15 protein-coding genes are annotated in these 14,724 nt (G+C 68.7%); 8 read left to right on the top strand and 7 right to left on the bottom strand.

Annotation, left to right across the window (positions count from 1 at the left end; translation table 11 throughout):
- Position 1: 1 nt before the first annotated feature.
- Positions 2–976 carry a quinone oxidoreductase family protein gene (locus tag ABS767_RS10180; protein ID WP_408078243.1) on the bottom strand — a complete coding sequence of 325 codons (975 nt, stop codon included), beginning with the start codon at positions 974–976 and terminating at the stop codon, positions 2–4.
- An 86-nt stretch (positions 977–1,062) separates the two neighbouring features.
- On the opposite strand from ABS767_RS10180, the gene ABS767_RS10175 reads away from it, so the two are divergent.
- Positions 1,063–2,487, top strand: a complete 1,425-nt coding sequence (locus ABS767_RS10175) for an aldehyde dehydrogenase family protein (RefSeq protein WP_408078242.1) — start codon at positions 1,063–1,065, stop codon at positions 2,485–2,487.
- 56 nt (positions 2,488–2,543) lie between these two features.
- On the opposite strand, the gene ABS767_RS10170 is transcribed toward ABS767_RS10175, so the two are convergent.
- Together ABS767_RS10170 and ABS767_RS10165 are read right to left on the bottom strand one after the other, a co-directional pair.
- A complete protein-coding gene (locus tag ABS767_RS10170; RefSeq protein ID WP_408078241.1) occupies positions 2,544–4,316 on the bottom strand; it encodes an SLC13 family permease in 1,773 nt (590 codons plus the stop codon).
- Between the two features lie 49 nt (positions 4,317–4,365).
- Positions 4,366–4,578 carry a hypothetical protein gene (locus tag ABS767_RS10165; RefSeq protein WP_145846266.1) on the bottom strand — a complete coding sequence of 71 codons (213 nt, stop codon included), beginning with the start codon at positions 4,576–4,578 and terminating at the stop codon, positions 4,366–4,368.
- A 175-nt stretch (positions 4,579–4,753) separates the two neighbouring features.
- Here ABS767_RS10165 and ABS767_RS10160 point away from each other — a divergent pair, with 175 nt between their 5' ends.
- Together ABS767_RS10160 and ABS767_RS10155 are read left to right on the top strand one after the other, a co-directional pair.
- Positions 4,754–4,939 carry a hypothetical protein gene (locus ABS767_RS10160; protein WP_408078240.1) on the top strand — a complete coding sequence of 62 codons (186 nt, stop codon included), beginning with the start codon at positions 4,754–4,756 and terminating at the stop codon, positions 4,937–4,939.
- 48 nt (positions 4,940–4,987) lie between these two features.
- The gene (locus ABS767_RS10155) at positions 4,988–5,779 is read left to right on the top strand and encodes a TonB family protein (RefSeq protein ID WP_408078239.1); all 792 of its coding nucleotides are present in this window, start codon (positions 4,988–4,990) and stop codon (positions 5,777–5,779) included.
- Here ABS767_RS10155 and ABS767_RS10150 read toward each other — a convergent pair.
- A complete protein-coding gene (locus ABS767_RS10150) occupies positions 5,776–6,396 on the bottom strand; it encodes a LexA family transcriptional regulator (protein ID WP_408078238.1) in 621 nt (206 codons plus the stop codon). The genes ABS767_RS10155 and ABS767_RS10150 overlap by 4 nt on opposite strands.
- 97 nt (positions 6,397–6,493) lie before the next feature.
- On the opposite strand from ABS767_RS10150, the gene ABS767_RS10145 reads away from it, so the two are divergent.
- Both ABS767_RS10145 and ABS767_RS10140 read left to right on the top strand, forming a co-directional pair.
- Complete coding sequence (locus tag ABS767_RS10145) at positions 6,494–6,694, top strand: hypothetical protein (RefSeq protein ID WP_408078237.1); 201 nt, start codon at positions 6,494–6,496, stop codon at positions 6,692–6,694.
- Complete coding sequence (locus ABS767_RS10140; protein ID WP_408078236.1) at positions 6,691–7,005, top strand: hypothetical protein; 315 nt, start codon at positions 6,691–6,693, stop codon at positions 7,003–7,005. The genes ABS767_RS10145 and ABS767_RS10140 overlap by 4 nt, the downstream gene beginning before the upstream one ends.
- Positions 7,006–7,008: 3 nt before the next feature.
- Here ABS767_RS10140 and ABS767_RS10135 read toward each other — a convergent pair whose 3' ends face one another.
- Together ABS767_RS10135 and ABS767_RS10130 are read right to left on the bottom strand one after the other, a co-directional pair.
- Positions 7,009–7,971 (bottom strand): hypothetical protein, encoded by a 963-nt coding sequence (locus ABS767_RS10135; protein ID WP_408078235.1) that lies wholly within the window; start codon positions 7,969–7,971, stop codon positions 7,009–7,011.
- Positions 7,941–9,182 carry a TIGR04063 family PEP-CTERM/XrtA system glycosyltransferase gene (locus ABS767_RS10130; protein ID WP_408078234.1) on the bottom strand — a complete coding sequence of 414 codons (1,242 nt, stop codon included), beginning with the start codon at positions 9,180–9,182 and terminating at the stop codon, positions 7,941–7,943. The genes ABS767_RS10135 and ABS767_RS10130 overlap by 31 nt, the downstream gene beginning before the upstream one ends.
- An 88-nt stretch (positions 9,183–9,270) precedes the next feature.
- Here ABS767_RS10130 and ABS767_RS10125 point away from each other — a divergent pair, with 88 nt between their 5' ends.
- Genes ABS767_RS10125 through ABS767_RS10115 form a run of 3 tightly spaced genes read left to right on the top strand, consistent with a single transcriptional unit; the run spans position 9,271 to position 12,538 of the window.
- Positions 9,271–9,417 carry a hypothetical protein gene (locus tag ABS767_RS10125; protein ID WP_408078233.1) on the top strand — a complete coding sequence of 49 codons (147 nt, stop codon included), beginning with the start codon at positions 9,271–9,273 and terminating at the stop codon, positions 9,415–9,417.
- Positions 9,410–10,774 (top strand): DUF5935 domain-containing protein, encoded by a 1,365-nt coding sequence (locus ABS767_RS10120; protein WP_408078232.1) that lies wholly within the window; start codon positions 9,410–9,412, stop codon positions 10,772–10,774. The genes ABS767_RS10125 and ABS767_RS10120 overlap by 8 nt, the downstream gene beginning before the upstream one ends.
- Before the next feature lie 18 nt (positions 10,775–10,792).
- Entirely contained in the window at positions 10,793–12,538 is a 1,746-nt protein-coding gene (locus tag ABS767_RS10115; protein WP_408078231.1) for an asparagine synthetase B family protein, read from the top strand.
- 6 nt (positions 12,539–12,544) lie between these two features.
- Here ABS767_RS10115 and ABS767_RS10110 read toward each other — a convergent pair whose 3' ends face one another.
- Positions 12,545–14,692, bottom strand: coding sequence for a ComEC/Rec2 family competence protein (locus ABS767_RS10110; RefSeq protein WP_408078230.1), 2,148 nt, complete (start codon positions 14,690–14,692; stop codon positions 12,545–12,547).
- Between the last annotated feature and the right edge of the window lie 32 nt (positions 14,693–14,724).

Below are 14,724 nucleotides of genomic sequence, written 5' to 3'. Positions count from 1 at the left end.
CTCACGGGACCAACAGCGTCGCGCCCATCGTCTCCCCGGCGGCGATGGCGCGATGCGCCTCGGCCGCGTCCTCCAGCGCATAGCGCTGCCCGATCTCGACCTTGAGCACCCCGCGCATCGCCAGATCGAACACCCGCGCCACCCCGGCCGCGCGCTCTTCCGGCGTGACATAGTAATGAAACGCGGTCGGACGGGTCACGAACAGCGATCCGTGCTGGCTGAGCGCACCGAGATCGACGCCGGTCACCGGTCCGCTCGCATTGCCGAAGCTGACGATCAGCCCGCGCCGCGCCGCCGATTTGAGCGACGCGTCCCACGTCGACTTGCCGACCCCGTCGAACACGACCGGAACTCCACCGCCGCTGGTAATCTCACGCACCCGCGCGGCGATATCCTCTTTCTTGTACTCGATCACATGGTCCGCACCTAGCGCACGCGCCCGCTCGGCCTTTTCGGGCGACCCCACCGTGCCAATCACCTGCGCACCGATATGCTTGAGCCACTGGACCAGCAGCTGTCCGGTACCCCCTGCGGCGGCGTGCACCAGCACGGTCATGCCCGGCTGCACCCGCGCGCACCGCTCGATCAGATATTCGGCGGTGCATCCCTTGAGCATCACCGCCGCCGCCAGATCGAACGACATGCCGTCGGGGATTTTGGACCAGATGTCCGCGCTGGCATTGCGCGCAGTCGCATAGGCGCCCAGCCCGGGGCCGAACGTCACGACCCGATCCCCGACCGCGAACCCGTCCACACCCTCGCCCACCGCCTCGACCACGCCCGCCGCTTCGCTGCCCAGTCCGCTCGGCAGCGCCACCGGGTACAGGCCCGACCGGTGATAGGTATCGATGAAGTTCAGGCCCACCGCTTCGTGCCGCACCTGCAACTCGCCGCGACCGGGCGGCGGCAGCTCGACGTCGACCCATTCGATCACCTCGGGTCCGCCGGTTCGTTCGATCCTCGCGGTGCGCGCCATTGTCAGTCTCCAGTTTCAGGTTGCAACCCTTGCCGCCCCTCGCCACATATCCACCATACCCGAAACTCAAAAATCCGGAGGCGAGGATGCGCAGCTATCTCAAACACTATATTGGCGGCCAGTGGATCGAAAGCGAGGGCGGCACCCGCCATGAAGTGATCAACCCGGCCACCGAAAATGCGGTGACCGAGATTACGCTGGGTTCGCAGGCCGATGTCGACAAGGCCGTCGCCGCCGCGCGCACCGCGTTCGAAAGCTTTTCGCGCACCAGCGTCGCGGACCGGATCGCACTGATCGAGCGTGTCCTCGAAGAGTATAAGAAGCGCTCCGAAGATATGGCACAGGCCATCAGTGCCGAGATGGGCGCCCCGCTCAGCCTGGCCAAGACGGCGCAGGTCGGCGCCGGCATCGGCCATCTCATGTCGGCCGCGCGCGCGCTCAAGGAATTCAGCTTCGAAGAGACCATCGGCAACAGCCTCGTCGTGCACGAACCGATCGGCGTCGTCGCGATGATCACGCCATGGAACTGGCCGCTCAACCAGATCGTGTCCAAGGTCGCTCCGGCCCTTGCCGCCGGCTGTACGATGATCCTGAAGCCGAGCGAGGAAGCGCCGAGCTGCGCTGTGATCTTCGCCGAAGTGCTCGACGCCGCGGGTGTTCCGGCCGGCGTGTTCAACCTGCTCAATGGCGACGGACCCGGCGTCGGCACCGCGCTCAGCCAGCACAAGGGCGTCGACATGGTGAGCTTCACCGGGTCGACCCGCGCCGGCATCGCGGTCGCCAAGAACGCCGCGGACACCGTCAAGCGCGTGCACCAGGAGCTGGGCGGCAAGTCGCCCTCGCTGATGCTCGAGGGCGCGGATGTCGGCGCGGCGGTCAAGGGAACGCTGTTCAGCGTGCTGATGAACTCGGGCCAGAGCTGCATCGCCCCGGCCCGTCTGCTCGTCCCGGCCGAGCTGGAGCAGGAAGCGGCCGAGGCCGCCGCCGCGATGATGAAGGCGACGACCTGCGGCGATCCTGCCGAGGAGGGCCGTCACCTCGGCCCGGTCGTGAACAAGGCGCAGTGGGAGAAGATCCAGGGCCTGATCCGCAAGGGCATGGAGGAAGGCGCGACGCTGGAGGCCGGCGGCCCCGGCCGCCCCGACGGGATCGAGACCGGCTATTTCGTCAAGCCGACGCTGTTCTCGGGCGTGCGCAACGACATGACCATCGCGCGCGAGGAAATCTTCGGCCCGGTCGTCACGATCATCCCCTACAAGGACGAGGAAGACGCCATCCGCATCGCCAACGACACCGATTACGGCCTGTCGGCAGTGGTGTTCGGCTCGCCCGACGCGGTCAAGCGCGTCGCTCCCCGCCTGCGTGCCGGCATGGTCTATATCAACGGCGGCCAGCCCAGCCCCGACCTTCCGTTCGGCGGATACAAACAGTCGGGCAATGGCCGCGAGCACGGCAAGTTCGGCCTCGCCGAATTCATGGAAGTGAAGTCGCTGGTCGGCGCGCTGGCATGAGCTCTGCCCTCCCCCGCGCACCGCGGGGGAGGGCCGGCCACGGCCTCAGGTGACCCTCAAGCGACGGGCCAGAACCACAGGATCAGCGGCGGCCCGACGATCAGCACGATCAGCGACAGCGGCGCGCCCAGCCGGGCATAGTCGCTGAACCGGTATCCCCCCGGCCCCATCACCAGCGTATTGCACTGGTGCCCGATCGGGGTCAGGAAATCGCATCCCGCGCCGACCGCGGTCGCCATCAGGAACGCCTCGGGACGCAGCCCCAGATCGCCGGCGAAGGTGGCGGCGATCGGCGCCATCACCAGTACCGTCGCGGCGTTGTTGAGGAACGGCGTCACCGCCATTGCTGCCGCCATGATCAGCGCGACCGCGCCCCAGGGCGGCAAGGTCGCCGCAGTCGCCGACAGCCATTGTCCGATGATCTCTGTCACCCCGGTCGATCGCAGCGTATCGCTGACCGGGATCAACGCGCCGAGCATGATCAGGATCGGCCATTCGACATGGTCATAGGCATCGCGCACCGGCAGCGCGCCGAACAGCACCACTGCCGCCGCCGCCGCGAAGAAGGCGATCGTCACCGGCACCGCCCCGGCCGCCGTCGCCGCCATCGCGATGGCGAGCACCGCGATCGGCAACAGCCCCTTGCGCACGCTCCCCAGCCGCAGCTCGCGTTCGGCGAGCGGCAGCGCTCCCAGTTCGTTCAGCGTCTGGGGCAGGATGCCCAGCGGTCCCTGCAGCACCACCACGTCGCCCGCGCGGAACACGACATTGGGCATGCGCCGCACGATGCGCTCGCCCTGGCGCGACACCGCGATCAGGTTGATGCCATAGCGCTGGCGCAGCATCAGCGACCCTGCGGTGCCGCCGACCAGCGCCGACCCGGCCGCGACCACCGCCTCGATCACCCCGATCTCCTCGCCTTCGGGGCTTTCGGGCGCCTCGCTCGTCCCGACAAAGTCTAGCCTGTCGCGCGCGATCGCCCGCTCCAGGCTGTCGGGGTTGCCGCCCAGGATCAGGATGTCGCCCGCGTTGAGCACGGTATCGGGCAGCGGTGTCGCGCGCACGCCGTCGCGCAGGAACATGGTGATCGCCACCTCATGCTCGTGCCGCTCGATGAACTCCGCCACCGTCTCGCCATTGGGCGCGGATTGCTCCACGATCTTCGCCTCGGTCGCATAGTCGTGGACGTCGAGCGCCTCGCCCATCGTCGGCGCGGCCCGGCGATCCGCGGGCAGCAGGCGATAGCCGAAGAACAGGAATGTCAGCCCGACCAGCGTCAGCCCGATCCCCACCGGCGCATAGTCGAACATGCCGAACGGCTCGCCCGTCATCTCCGCGCGCACCCGGCTGACGATGATGTTGGGCGAGGTACCGATCAGCGTGATGAGCCCGCCGAGCAGCGAGGCGAACGACATCGGCATCAGGAACACGCTGGGCGAGCTGTTCGATTTCTTCGCCATCTGGAACGCGGCGGGCATCATCATCGCCAGCGCGCCGATATTCTTGACCAGCGCCGATCCGAACCCGACGCTGGCGGAGAGCAGCAACAGCTGCGAACGCACCCCTGTCACCCGCTTCTGCAACAGCCGCATCAGCCGCTCGACCACGCCCGATCGCTGCACCGCGCCCGACAGCACCAGCGCCGAACCGACGATGATGACGATATCGTCGGAGAAACCGGTGAACGCATCCTCGGGCGCGACGATGCCCGCCGCGACCGCAGCGAGCAGTGCCATTACGGCGACGACATCGTACCGGAAGCGCCCCCACAGAAAGAGGCCCATCATTCCGACCAACACCGTGACGGACAGGATTTGCGGTAACGTCATGTGCCCCCCATCCGCGCTAAACGCGGTGGGGGCTAGCCGGTTGCCTCGCTCAGTGCACGGTCCCCACCGCGCGGTTGACACTCATCAACACAATCAACCGCTCGATCTGCCGCCAGCGGCAGAAATTGATGTGGTTGCCGAGATCGCGGAACCGATCCGCGCGCGCCGCCGCTTCCAGCCCCGCATCGTCCCCGAACGCGCGGATCAGGTCCGCAGCGTCGAACACATGGGCGCGGTCGGCAAGATAGGGGATCGGCGACATGAAGGCTCCTGCGAAGGTTCGCGCGCCTGCACGCACCGCGCGTGCCAGCGCGCGCGAACCGGGGCTTTCCGCGCGTCTCGAGGGTAAATCGCTGGAAACCATAGGAGTTTGGCCGTACCGCGCGTTTCGCAACGGGACGGTGGCGTCCCGACGCGGGACGTGGCATGGCGCGCGCATGAGCCGTTCATCGAAACCCGCCCCGATCGCCGGCGGCGCCCTTCTCGCCCTCAGCCTGATCGTCGGCACAGTGATCGGCGTGCGCCAGGGCCAGCCATCGCTGGGGTTCATCTACGGCTTGGGCGCGGGCATCGCGCTCGTCCTGCTCGTCGCGCTGATCGACCGGATGCGCGGATCGCGCTGACGCAAGCGCACCGTTGCCGGTTCGAGGGAGCCGTGTCAGGCTTCGCGCATGATCGATTTTCTCGCGATGCTCGGCGCGGGGCTCAGTGCTCCGCTTGCGGCTGATCCAGCCCCGCTGTCGCCCAGCGGCAAATGGCATGTCGACTGGAATGAAACCTCCTGCCTCGCCCTCCAGAGCTACGGCACCGACGAGCAGCGCCGCGTGCTGATCATCAAACCTTCGCTCGACGGGTCGATGGTGCGTCTGATCTTGTCCGGTCCCGGAAGCCGGCAATCCGCTGTCCACCTCCCGGTCGACATCGCCGGATTCAAGGCGACGGCCTTGCGGTTCACACCGCCCAAAAAGAAGCTGGTGGTCTATTGGATCGACCTGCCCCGACCGGAATTTGATCGCATCGCCGCCTTGCCCGCAGTCCCGTTCAAGGGAGATCGCATCGCGCTGACACTGTCCACCACGGGGTTCGGCGCAGCCATCAAGGCGCTCGACTCGTGCGGCGTCGACCTTCGCAAGCATTGGAATGCGGACGAGGCCGGAAAGGCGAGTATCAGCGTAGCCGCCGATCCAACTATCCGGATCGAACGTGTCGCCACCGGCAACGACTATCCGACCCAGGCGCGGAAGGAGTATCGCGGCGGCCTGACCGCCGTCTCCTTGCTGATCGACGACGCCGGCGCCATCAAGGACTGCTCCATCGAACAGTCGAGCGGCGTTGCGACGATCGATGCGCAAACTTGCATCCTGCTGACCGAACGCGCGAAATTCCGCCCCGCGCGCGATGCGTCGGGGGCGGCGATCCGGTCCAGCAAGACGCTCCGGTTCCGCTGGGAGCTTGGAAACTAGACCAGCGCGCGATGCATCCAAACGACACGACCGACGATCTGGATCGCATGGCCGGATATGACCTCGCACCCATAGTCGGGATTGTCGCTGGCCAGTTCGATCTCGCTTCCCAGTGTCCGCAGGCGTTTGACCGCGAGCATCGCATCGCGGCGAAACACGTAGATCGCCGGGCGCGGTCCGGGCGTGCGACGCGCGCCGTCGACCAGGATCTCGTCCCCATCGCATAAGGTCGGTTCCATCGATGCGCCCTCGACCCGGATGGTCGACGCCGAGTCGGGTCGCACTCCCAGGCGCCTGAGCAGCGCAGGGTCGAGCAGCAAGGCGCTCCGGCGCTCGCTATCGACTACCCGGCCGCGCCCCGCCGCCGCCCCGGCATCGACGCGCGCAACGGCGACCAGCCCTTCCGCCACCGGCCCGCCAAGCGCCGCATCGCTCACGCCGAGATAGCGCGCCAGCCGCCGCCGGTCCGCTTCCGCCAGCAAGCGCGGGCTTCCCCGCGTCACGAATTGCTGAAGATAGGCGGCGTTGCGTCCGATCAGGCGCGACAGCGCGGCAAGCGATTCCCCGCGCCGCTCCGCCGCCGCCGCCAATGCCTGTCGTTGCTCGCCTGACTCCATGACCGGACCATAGTCGCAGGATTTTTCCTAGACAAGTTGGAAATGAGAACATTTATTGAACATTCGAGTCGAGACGCATCGAGACGAGGAATGGACGATGGCGATATTGGGAAAGGTGGAGCGGTTCCTGCGGCGGCACGACATGCCGCAGACCAAATTCGGACGGCTTGCGGTAAACGACCCGCGACTGGTCGGCGATCTGCGCCGCGGTCGCGAACTGCGCGAGGTCACGCGCAAGCGAGTCGAGGCGTTCCTGGCCAACCCGCCGGCGCTTCCCGGACCGGGAGCCACGCCGTGAGCCGCGGTGCCGATGTCGGCGTGCTGCTCGAACGGGCGCTGCTGCAGATGGCGGCGGCGGTGAAGATCGACCTGACCATCGCCGATGCGAGCTGGAGCCGCTGGGCAAGCGCGACCTTCACCGGTGCGCGCCACGACCTCTCCGTGACAACCGGCCCCTCACCCACGCTCGACGCGTGGCTGGGAGCACTGCCGGAGGCCGAGTTCACGGTGCGCGGACATCTCGTCGCGGATCTTGCCATCACCTCGCGGGCCCGGGTCGGCGATACGATCACCCTGCGCATTGCGGTGCTGACGGTCGAAGCCGACTAGCCCTCAGGCGCGCATCGCCATGCGACGCAGCTGCGACAGCGTGTCTTCCAGGCCATGGCTCGCTTCGGGCTGGCGCTCGGGCGGCGGCTCGCGCGGGGGCTCGGGTGCAGGTGGCGGCGGAGCATTGCGCCCTGCCAGCCCACGTTCCAGGCGTTCGAGCAACGCATGCACGCTCGCCTCGGTCCGCGGATGCGCGATGGCGGACGGATCGACTTCGGGCGCGCCCATCGGGGCGGGTCGCACCGCGGGGGTCAGCTCGAACGTCTCGAATCGCTCGCCTTCGTCATAGATCGATGCGCGCGCATGGCGTTTGCGCAGCGGGCGCAACGGCGGCGGCGGTGCCATCGGCACCGGGGGGATCGCCGCGGGATCGAACGCCGACAGGGGCAGGTTGAGATTGTCGGGCAGCTCCTGCGCCTCGGGAGGTTCGACGGCGACCGGGCGCGTCTCCTCGCTTGGCGGCCCCATCGCGATCACCGGCTCGCCCGGCAATGCTTCTTCGGTGAAGATATCGTCCGCCAGTTCGAGCACGTCGTCATTCTGCGCGACCGGCTCGACCGGCTTGCCCTTGCGACGGGACGGCGCCTCCAGCTCGCTGGCCCGCAGCGGTACGCGCGGGCGCGCATCGGGATGCGCATCTGCGCGACGCACGACCGGCCGCCGTTCGCCATTATCGTCCAGCGTCACCGCACGCGAATGCGTCCACGCCAGCAACGCGGACAGCGCGAACCACGCCAGCAGCGAGACCACCCCGCCCGCGAACAATCCGATGCAGATGCGCGCCGTCAGCCCCAGCGGCGGCTCGGCGGCCGGCACGAACGCCGCGATGCCGCTGGCCAGAACCATGTCCTCGAGCGTCGGACCCGGGATCGACAGGCTCGCCAGCGCCACGAGGGCGCCGGCTCCGCCTGCAAGCGCGAGCGCGATATTGGGGGTCAGGCGGTGGACGAAGCTGTACGCGACCATGAATCTTCCGGAATGCGGGCATCGATCAGTTTTTGGTAAACGGGTTCGTACCGGGAAATGTTTGACGACCAGTTACGTTCGGCCTCGACGAAGGCGCGGCCGCGCGCGCGCTGCGCGTCCCAGCCACTGCGATCCGCGAACACGCCCGCCACCGCCTCGGCCAGCGCCTTCGGATCATCGGGCGGGAACAGCGTGCCGGTATCGCCATGGCGAATCAGCTCGCGATGCCCACCGACGTCGGACGCAGCGACCAGCCGCTGCTGCGCCATCGCCTCGATCGGCTTGAGCGGCGTCACCAGATCGGTGAGCCGCATGTGCTTGCGCGGATAGACCAGCAGATCGATCAGCGAATAATAGCGCTCCACCTCCTGATGCGGCACGCGCCCGACGAAGTGGATGGCATGCGCCGCGCTCGACGCAGCGGCCTGCGCACGCAGCGCCTCTTCCATTGGGCCACCGCCGACCATCACCAGCCGCGCCTTCGGCCGCAGTGCCAGCAGGGCGGGCATCGCGGCGATCAGATCGTCGAGCCCCTCATAATCGTAGAAGCTGCCGATAAAGCCGATCGTGTCGGCGTCCTTCAGTCCCAACTGCGCCGCCAGCGCGTCGTCGCGCGGCGCCGGGTCGCCGAACAGGTGCAGATCGACGCCGTTCGGCGACACCATGATCTTGGCCGGATCGACCCCGCGCGCGATCAGGTCGCGCTTCAGGCCTTCGCAGATCACGGCGACCGCATCGACCCGCCGCGCCGCCCAGGTCTCGAGGCCCCGGATCGCGCGATATTTGGCCGATCCCTCGGTCCCGGTGCCGTTGCCGACCGCCGCATCCTCCCAGAAGGCTCGAATTTCATAGAGCAGCGGCAGCCCGTTGGACCTCGCTGCGCGCATCGCCGCCAGGGCGTCGAGGACCGGCGAGTGGGCGTGCAGGATATCGGGGCGGAATTTCCGGATCACGTCGTCGATGCGGCGCGCGAACGCCGCGATTTCCGCCAGTTCGCCGATTACCGGTGGCAGCCGCCGCATCTGTGGCGTGCGATGGAAATCGATGCCTTCATAGGTTTCGAACGGCGCGTCGCCGGTATTGTAGCGCGGCCCGGTCACCCCCGCGACGGTCCAGCCGCGCTCGATCTGCGCCTTCAGGATCGCGCGCGTGCGAAAGGTGTAGCCGCTGTGCAATGGCAGCGAATGGTCGAGGACGTGAAGAATCCGCATCGCAGCCTCCTTGCCATGCGATCACTTAACGGCCCGTCAACCGAAACCGGGCTACGGGGGATCGGAGCAAGCAGGGGCGCACGCCGCGATGATCGACAATCTGGTTCTGGGCCTGACGCACGGCTTGCTGCTGCTCACCGCCTGGCGCCTGTTTAACAGCGACGCGCTGGACGACGACAGCGCCGACGGCAAGCCGCCTGCGCCAAAGCGCGGATGGAATCGCCCGCGTGCGTGATCTCGCCTTTATCGGCTTCCTCGCGGCGATCTTCGCGCTCGGCCTGCGCCGGCCGTTCATCTTTGTGCTCGCCTATGTCTATATCGACGTCGTCTCGCCCCAGCGGATGAGCTATTTCCTGCTCAACGCCTTCCCGATCTCGGCGATGGCGGTTGCGTTCGCCGTGCTGTCCTGGGCGGCGATGGACGACAAGCGCGATACCCGCGTCGCCCCGCGCCAAGGGCTGATGCTCGCGCTGCTCGGCTGGTGCTACTACACAACGATCAATGCCGATTTCCCGCTCGACGCCGTGTTCAAATGGGACTGGGTGTGGAAGGCGCTGGCCTTCGCCATCTTCCTCCCCCTCACCCTGCGCACGCGCCTGCGGATCGAGGCGCTGCTGCTGTTTATGCTCCTCGCGCTCTCGACCATCATCATCGTCGGCGGGGTCAAGACCGTGCTCGGCGGTGGCGGCTATGGCGAGCTCAAGCTGCTGGTGAACAACAACTCGGGCCTATTCGAAGGCAGCATCATTTCCGCCGTTGCGATCTGCGTCATCCCGCTGATCCTGTGGTTCACCCGCTACGGTACGATCTTCCCGCCCGACTGGCGGGTCAAGGCATTCGGCTATGCGCTCGTCTTCGCCTGCCTGCTGATGCCGGTGGGAACGCAGGCGCGGACCGGGCTGGTCTGCATCGCCCTGCTCGCCGTGCTGATGCTGCGCGACGTCAAACGGCGCATCCTCTACATCGCCGCCGCCGGCTTCCTCGCCGTCGCGTCGATCCCGTTCCTGCCCGCCAGCTTCACCGAACGCATGGGCACGATCGGCAGCTATCAGGCCGACGCCTCCGCCTCGACCCGGATCGAGGTGTGGAAGTGGACCTGGGACTATGTGAAGCAGCATCCGCTCGGCGGCGGGTTCGAGGCCTATCGCCAGAACGAGATCAAGTACGACAAGGTCGAGGTGATCGGCGAAGGCGCAAGCCGCACCGTCGTCCGCACCCCGGAAATCGACAAGTCGCGCGCCTATCACTCCGCCTTTTTCGAGATGCTGGGTGAACAGGGCTGGCCCGGCTTCATCCTGTGGCTGATGATCCATCTCGGCGGGATTTTCCGCATGGAGGTACTGCGCCGTCGCTATCGCACCGTGCCGCCCGACCAGGCCTGGATCGCCCCGCTCGCCACCGCGCTCCAGCACGGCCACATCATCTATCTGTCGGGATCGCTGTTCGTCGGCATCGCGCTCAATCCGTTTGTCTACATGCTCGTCGGCGCGCAGATCGGCCTCGACACCTATCTCGCCCGCAAGCGCGCCGAAGCGGGCGTGCGGCCGATGCAGAAGCCGCGCGACACTTCGTCCGCGCCAGCGGCGGCATGATCGGCTAGAGGCGCGAGCATGGCGAACCTGTTCCTCGTCCGTAACGACGATCCGCGCTTCGCGAAGGCCGCGCTGCACGAAGCGCGCGCCGTTCTGGGCGAACAGGGCTTCCCCGCCCCCACCGAACTGGCGCTGCCTAGCTGGACGCTGCTCCATGCCGGCCACATCGTCGCCGGGCCGCCCACGCTGATGCAACGAGGCGACGATCTCGTCGCGATCGCCGGCACGCTCGTCGCCGACGGAAAGCTCGGCCAGCCCGCCCTCGCCGCGCTGCTCGACATGGACCCGCTCGCGCTCGACTGGGACCGGCTCGGCGGCCAGTTCGTGGCGCTGGTCCGGCGACAGGGCCGCACCTTCCTGTTCGGCGACTATTTCGCGGCCTTCCAACTGTTCCACGACACCCAGGATCGCAGCTTCGCCACCGCCTTCCTTGCCGCCGCGCGCGCGCAGCCCCGGCTCAGCTTCGACGCACAGGGCGTCTATGAGCTGGTGTTCAACGTCATGCCGACCGGCGACGACACGATCTTCGAACAGCTCAAGACGCTCTCCCCGAACGTCGTTGTCGAACTGACGGCGGACGGCGTGGTGCGCCATGCGATCGCCAAGCCGCTGCCCGACGCCGCCGACGCCCTGCCGCTGCCCGAACGGATCGCACAGCATCGCGACCGGCTGCTCGACATCGTCGGCGCGCATGTCGACGCGCTCGGCGGCAATGTCCGCGCGCCGCTGTCCGGCGGACTCGATTCGCGGCTGGTCCTCGCCGCCCTGCGCGCGCGCGGCTGCGCGCCGCACATCTATGTCTATGGCGTGCCGGCCGACGAGGACGTGGTAATTGCCCACGCGATCGGCGCCGAGCTCGGCTTCCCGGTCGAATGGCTGGACAAGGAGGACGGGCGCGTGCCGCCCGACGCCTTCCCCGAACTGGTCGACCGCAACTACCGGCAATTTGACGGGCTGCCGACCTTCGGAAACCTGTTCGACAACGGCACCAACGGCGCCGCGCAGCTCGCCCGCCACGCCGACGGCGCGCTCGCAGTGTCGGGCGGGTGCGGCGAGATCTATCGCAATTTCTTCTATCTGCCCGACCGGCGCTACACGACGCACGACATCGCCCGCACCTTCTTCGCCCGCTTCACGCCCGCAGACGCGACCGACCGCTTCGTCCCCCGCGATTTCCTCGACCGCATCGCAGGTAAGATGGCCGAGGCGCTGGGACCGCCGCCCGCCACCGGCCGCCTCCCCCGCAACCGGATCGAGCAGCTCTACCCGCGCATCCGCTGCCGCGCGCTGTTCGGGCGCGAGATCAGTCTGGAGGCGCGTTTCAGCCCCTATCTCATGCCGTTCCTCGACCACCGCGTTGTGGCCGAGGCGATGACACTGCCGCTGCCGCTCAAATATGCCGGGCGGTTCGAGGCGATGCTGCTCGACGCGATCGACCCGGTGCTCGCCGCCCAGCCTTCGGCCTATGGCCATGACTTCACCGGCCCGCCCAATCTGGCGCACCGCCGCACCGAATTCATGACCCGTATCCGCCCCGTCTGGCTCCGCCGCCACAGCTACGCCTTGCGCCGCCGCCTCGGCCCGATGGGCGACGAACATGGCGGCGCGATGGGCGACGACTATATGGCGCGGGTGATCGACCTCGATTTCCCGGCGATGCGCCCCTTCTTCAACGTCGACGCGATCACCGACAGCGCGGTGTGGCGCCGCGTCGCCAACCTCGAATATCTCGCCGCACGGCTGGGATCGCGCGTCACCGGTTAGGCCGGGTCAGGACCTGGGCGGGCGCGGCGGCATCACCGTCGGCGGCGTCAGCCAGGGGTGCCGCGCGCCGGGCTTGCGCACGGTCTCGACATGCGGCCGCGCACCGAAGGTGATCGCCACCCCGCCGGTCTCGCGCAGCGTCCCACGGTCCAGCTTCAGCCAGCGCGGCACGCACCCCTTGGGCAGCCAGCGGTCCGCCACGACAATGTCCACCGATGCGCACAGCGCGACCATCTCGCGCCACGGCACCATATAGCCGCTGCGCGTCGCCGCGATTCGCCAGCTGCGCCCGCCGCGCTCCACCGTCACCACGCACAGGTCCGCGCTACACCGTGCGTCGCGCTGCTCGGCCAGCGCCGGAAGCTCGGCGTCCACCCCGCCATTCTCGGCCAGCGTGTCGCGGACATAATCCCCCGCCCGGTCGCGCAGCAGCGCCAGCGCGCCGCCCGGCATGCGCAGCGCCAGATGCCGCCCGTCGCCGGTGACCAGCAGGTCGGGCATCGGCGTCGCCAAAGCCCAGGCTGCACCGACTGCCGCCGGGACGATCCCGGCCAGCCGTACCCGCGTGCGCCACAGCGCGATCCATAGCCCGCCCGCCACCATCAGCGCATAGGCCCCACCCGGCATCGCGGGCAGCATCGCCAGCGCGCCGGGCGCATTGGCGGCGCTGTGCGCGATCCACAGCAACAGGCGCAGCCCCTGTTCGGCCACCCACCAGAAGGGCGCGCCCAGCCCGACCAGGTCGAACGCCAGCCCCGCAGCCTCGAAAGGCATCACCACGAACGTCGTCAGCGGGATCGCGACGATATTGGCGAGCGCTCCGTACAGGCCAGACTTGTGGAAATGGTAGAGCGCGATCGGCGACAGCGCGATCTCGACCACCAGGCCGGTGAGCAGCAGCGAGGCGATCCCCCGCGCCAGCCGCTTCCCCCACCCTTCTTCGCGCCGCTCGAACCAGCCGCGCACGCGCTCGCTTTCGTACAGCGCAACGATCGCGGTCACCGCGGCGAAGCTCATCTGGAAGCTCGGCCCCATCAGCGCCTCGGGCCACAGCAGCAGCACGACGAGTGCCCCGAACGCCACCAGCCGCAGCGTGATCGCCTGCCGCCCCAGCATCATCGCCGCCAGCACCATCAGCGCGGCGATGCACGACCGCACCGTCGGCACCTCCGCGCCGGTCAGCACCGTATAGCCGATCGCCACCACCCCCGCCGCACCCGCCGCGATCACCGGCAGCGGCCAGCGCAGCGCCAGCGTCGGGCTGAGCGCGAGCAGCCGCAGGACCAACAGCATCGTCGCGCCGACGACTGCGGTGACATGCAGCCCGCTCACCGACAACAGATGCGCGAGGCCGGAGCGGCGGAGCGCCTCGGCATCCTCCTCTGATATCGCCCCGCGGTCGCCGGTCACCAGCGCGGCCGCGATCCCGCCCGCGCTGCCCGCAACCCGCGACTGGACATGCGCCGTCAGCCGCGCGCGCAGCCCGCTGTCCGGCCGCCCCGGCGCGATCACCGCGACCGGTGCGAAGCCGCGCCCGGTCGCGCCCAGACCGTCGAACCACGCCACCCGCTCGAAATCATAGGCCCCCGGTACTGCCGACGGCGCGGGCGGCATCAGCCGCGCCCGCACCCGCACACGCGCGCCCGCAGTGAGCCCCACCGGCATGTCCCTGGTCGCCAGATTGACCCGCACGAGCGGGGGGAGCTGCAACCCCGCATCGATGGCGATCCGCAGCCGCACCAGCTCGCGCGCCGGGAGCGGCTCGATCCGCTCGACCGTCCCGATCACCTGCACCACCGCGGGCCGCGCCAGCACCGGCGCCGCCACGCGCTCGGCACGGCACCACACCAGCGCGCAGCCCAGCGCCACCAGCGCCGCACCCCAGGCCAGCGCCCGCGCCCCGCGCCCGCCTCGTCCAACTGCCAGCGCCGCCGCTGCCACCGCCAGCGCCGCCAGGATCAGCGCCCGCCAGCGCGCCGTATCGGGCAGCACGAACCACAGCGCGACCCCGACGCCGAGCATCACCGGGACCCACAGGAACAGCTGACCGCGCTCGATCTCCAGCCAGCGTTCCAGCGCCGCGCCGGCACGTGCGCCGGGCGGCCCCGGCATCGCCCGCGCCGCCCCCGGCGCGCTCACGGCTCGGCTCCCCATCGGATGCGACACTGCGGGAGGATCGCGCCGCG

This window comes from Sphingomonas plantiphila (assembly GCF_046000505.1).
Classification (GTDB): Bacteria; Pseudomonadota; Alphaproteobacteria; order Sphingomonadales; family Sphingomonadaceae; genus Sphingomonas; species Sphingomonas plantiphila.
Note: the sequence above shows the minus strand (reverse complement) of the source record. Positions and strands in the feature narration are given on the sequence as shown.

What these genes read in the sequence shown, in the direction of transcription:
- ABS767_RS10180 (WP_408078243.1), bottom strand. Translation starts at nt 976, where the DNA reads ATGGCGCGCACCGCGAGGATCGAACGAACCGGCGGACCCGAGGTGATC.
- ABS767_RS10175 (WP_408078242.1), top strand. Translation starts at nt 1,063, where the DNA reads ATGCGCAGCTATCTCAAACACTATATTGGCGGCCAGTGGATCGAAAGC.
- ABS767_RS10170 (WP_408078241.1), bottom strand. Translation starts at nt 4,316, where the DNA reads ATGACGTTACCGCAAATCCTGTCCGTCACGGTGTTGGTCGGAATGATG.
- ABS767_RS10165 (WP_145846266.1), bottom strand. Translation starts at nt 4,578, where the DNA reads ATGTCGCCGATCCCCTATCTTGCCGACCGCGCCCATGTGTTCGACGCT.
- ABS767_RS10160 (WP_408078240.1), top strand. Translation starts at nt 4,754, where the DNA reads ATGAGCCGTTCATCGAAACCCGCCCCGATCGCCGGCGGCGCCCTTCTC.
- ABS767_RS10155 (WP_408078239.1), top strand. Translation starts at nt 4,988, where the DNA reads ATGATCGATTTTCTCGCGATGCTCGGCGCGGGGCTCAGTGCTCCGCTT.
- ABS767_RS10150 (WP_408078238.1), bottom strand. Translation starts at nt 6,396, where the DNA reads ATGGAGTCAGGCGAGCAACGACAGGCATTGGCGGCGGCGGCGGAGCGG.
- ABS767_RS10145 (WP_408078237.1), top strand. Translation starts at nt 6,494, where the DNA reads ATGGCGATATTGGGAAAGGTGGAGCGGTTCCTGCGGCGGCACGACATG.
- ABS767_RS10135 (WP_408078235.1), bottom strand. Translation starts at nt 7,971, where the DNA reads ATGGTCGCGTACAGCTTCGTCCACCGCCTGACCCCCAATATCGCGCTC.
- ABS767_RS10130 (WP_408078234.1), bottom strand. Translation starts at nt 9,182, where the DNA reads ATGCGGATTCTTCACGTCCTCGACCATTCGCTGCCATTGCACAGCGGC.
- ABS767_RS10125 (WP_408078233.1), top strand. Translation starts at nt 9,271, where the DNA reads ATGATCGACAATCTGGTTCTGGGCCTGACGCACGGCTTGCTGCTGCTC.
- ABS767_RS10115 (WP_408078231.1), top strand. Translation starts at nt 10,793, where the DNA reads ATGGCGAACCTGTTCCTCGTCCGTAACGACGATCCGCGCTTCGCGAAG.
- ABS767_RS10110 (WP_408078230.1), bottom strand. Translation starts at nt 14,692, where the DNA reads ATGGGGAGCCGAGCCGTGAGCGCGCCGGGGGCGGCGCGGGCGATGCCG.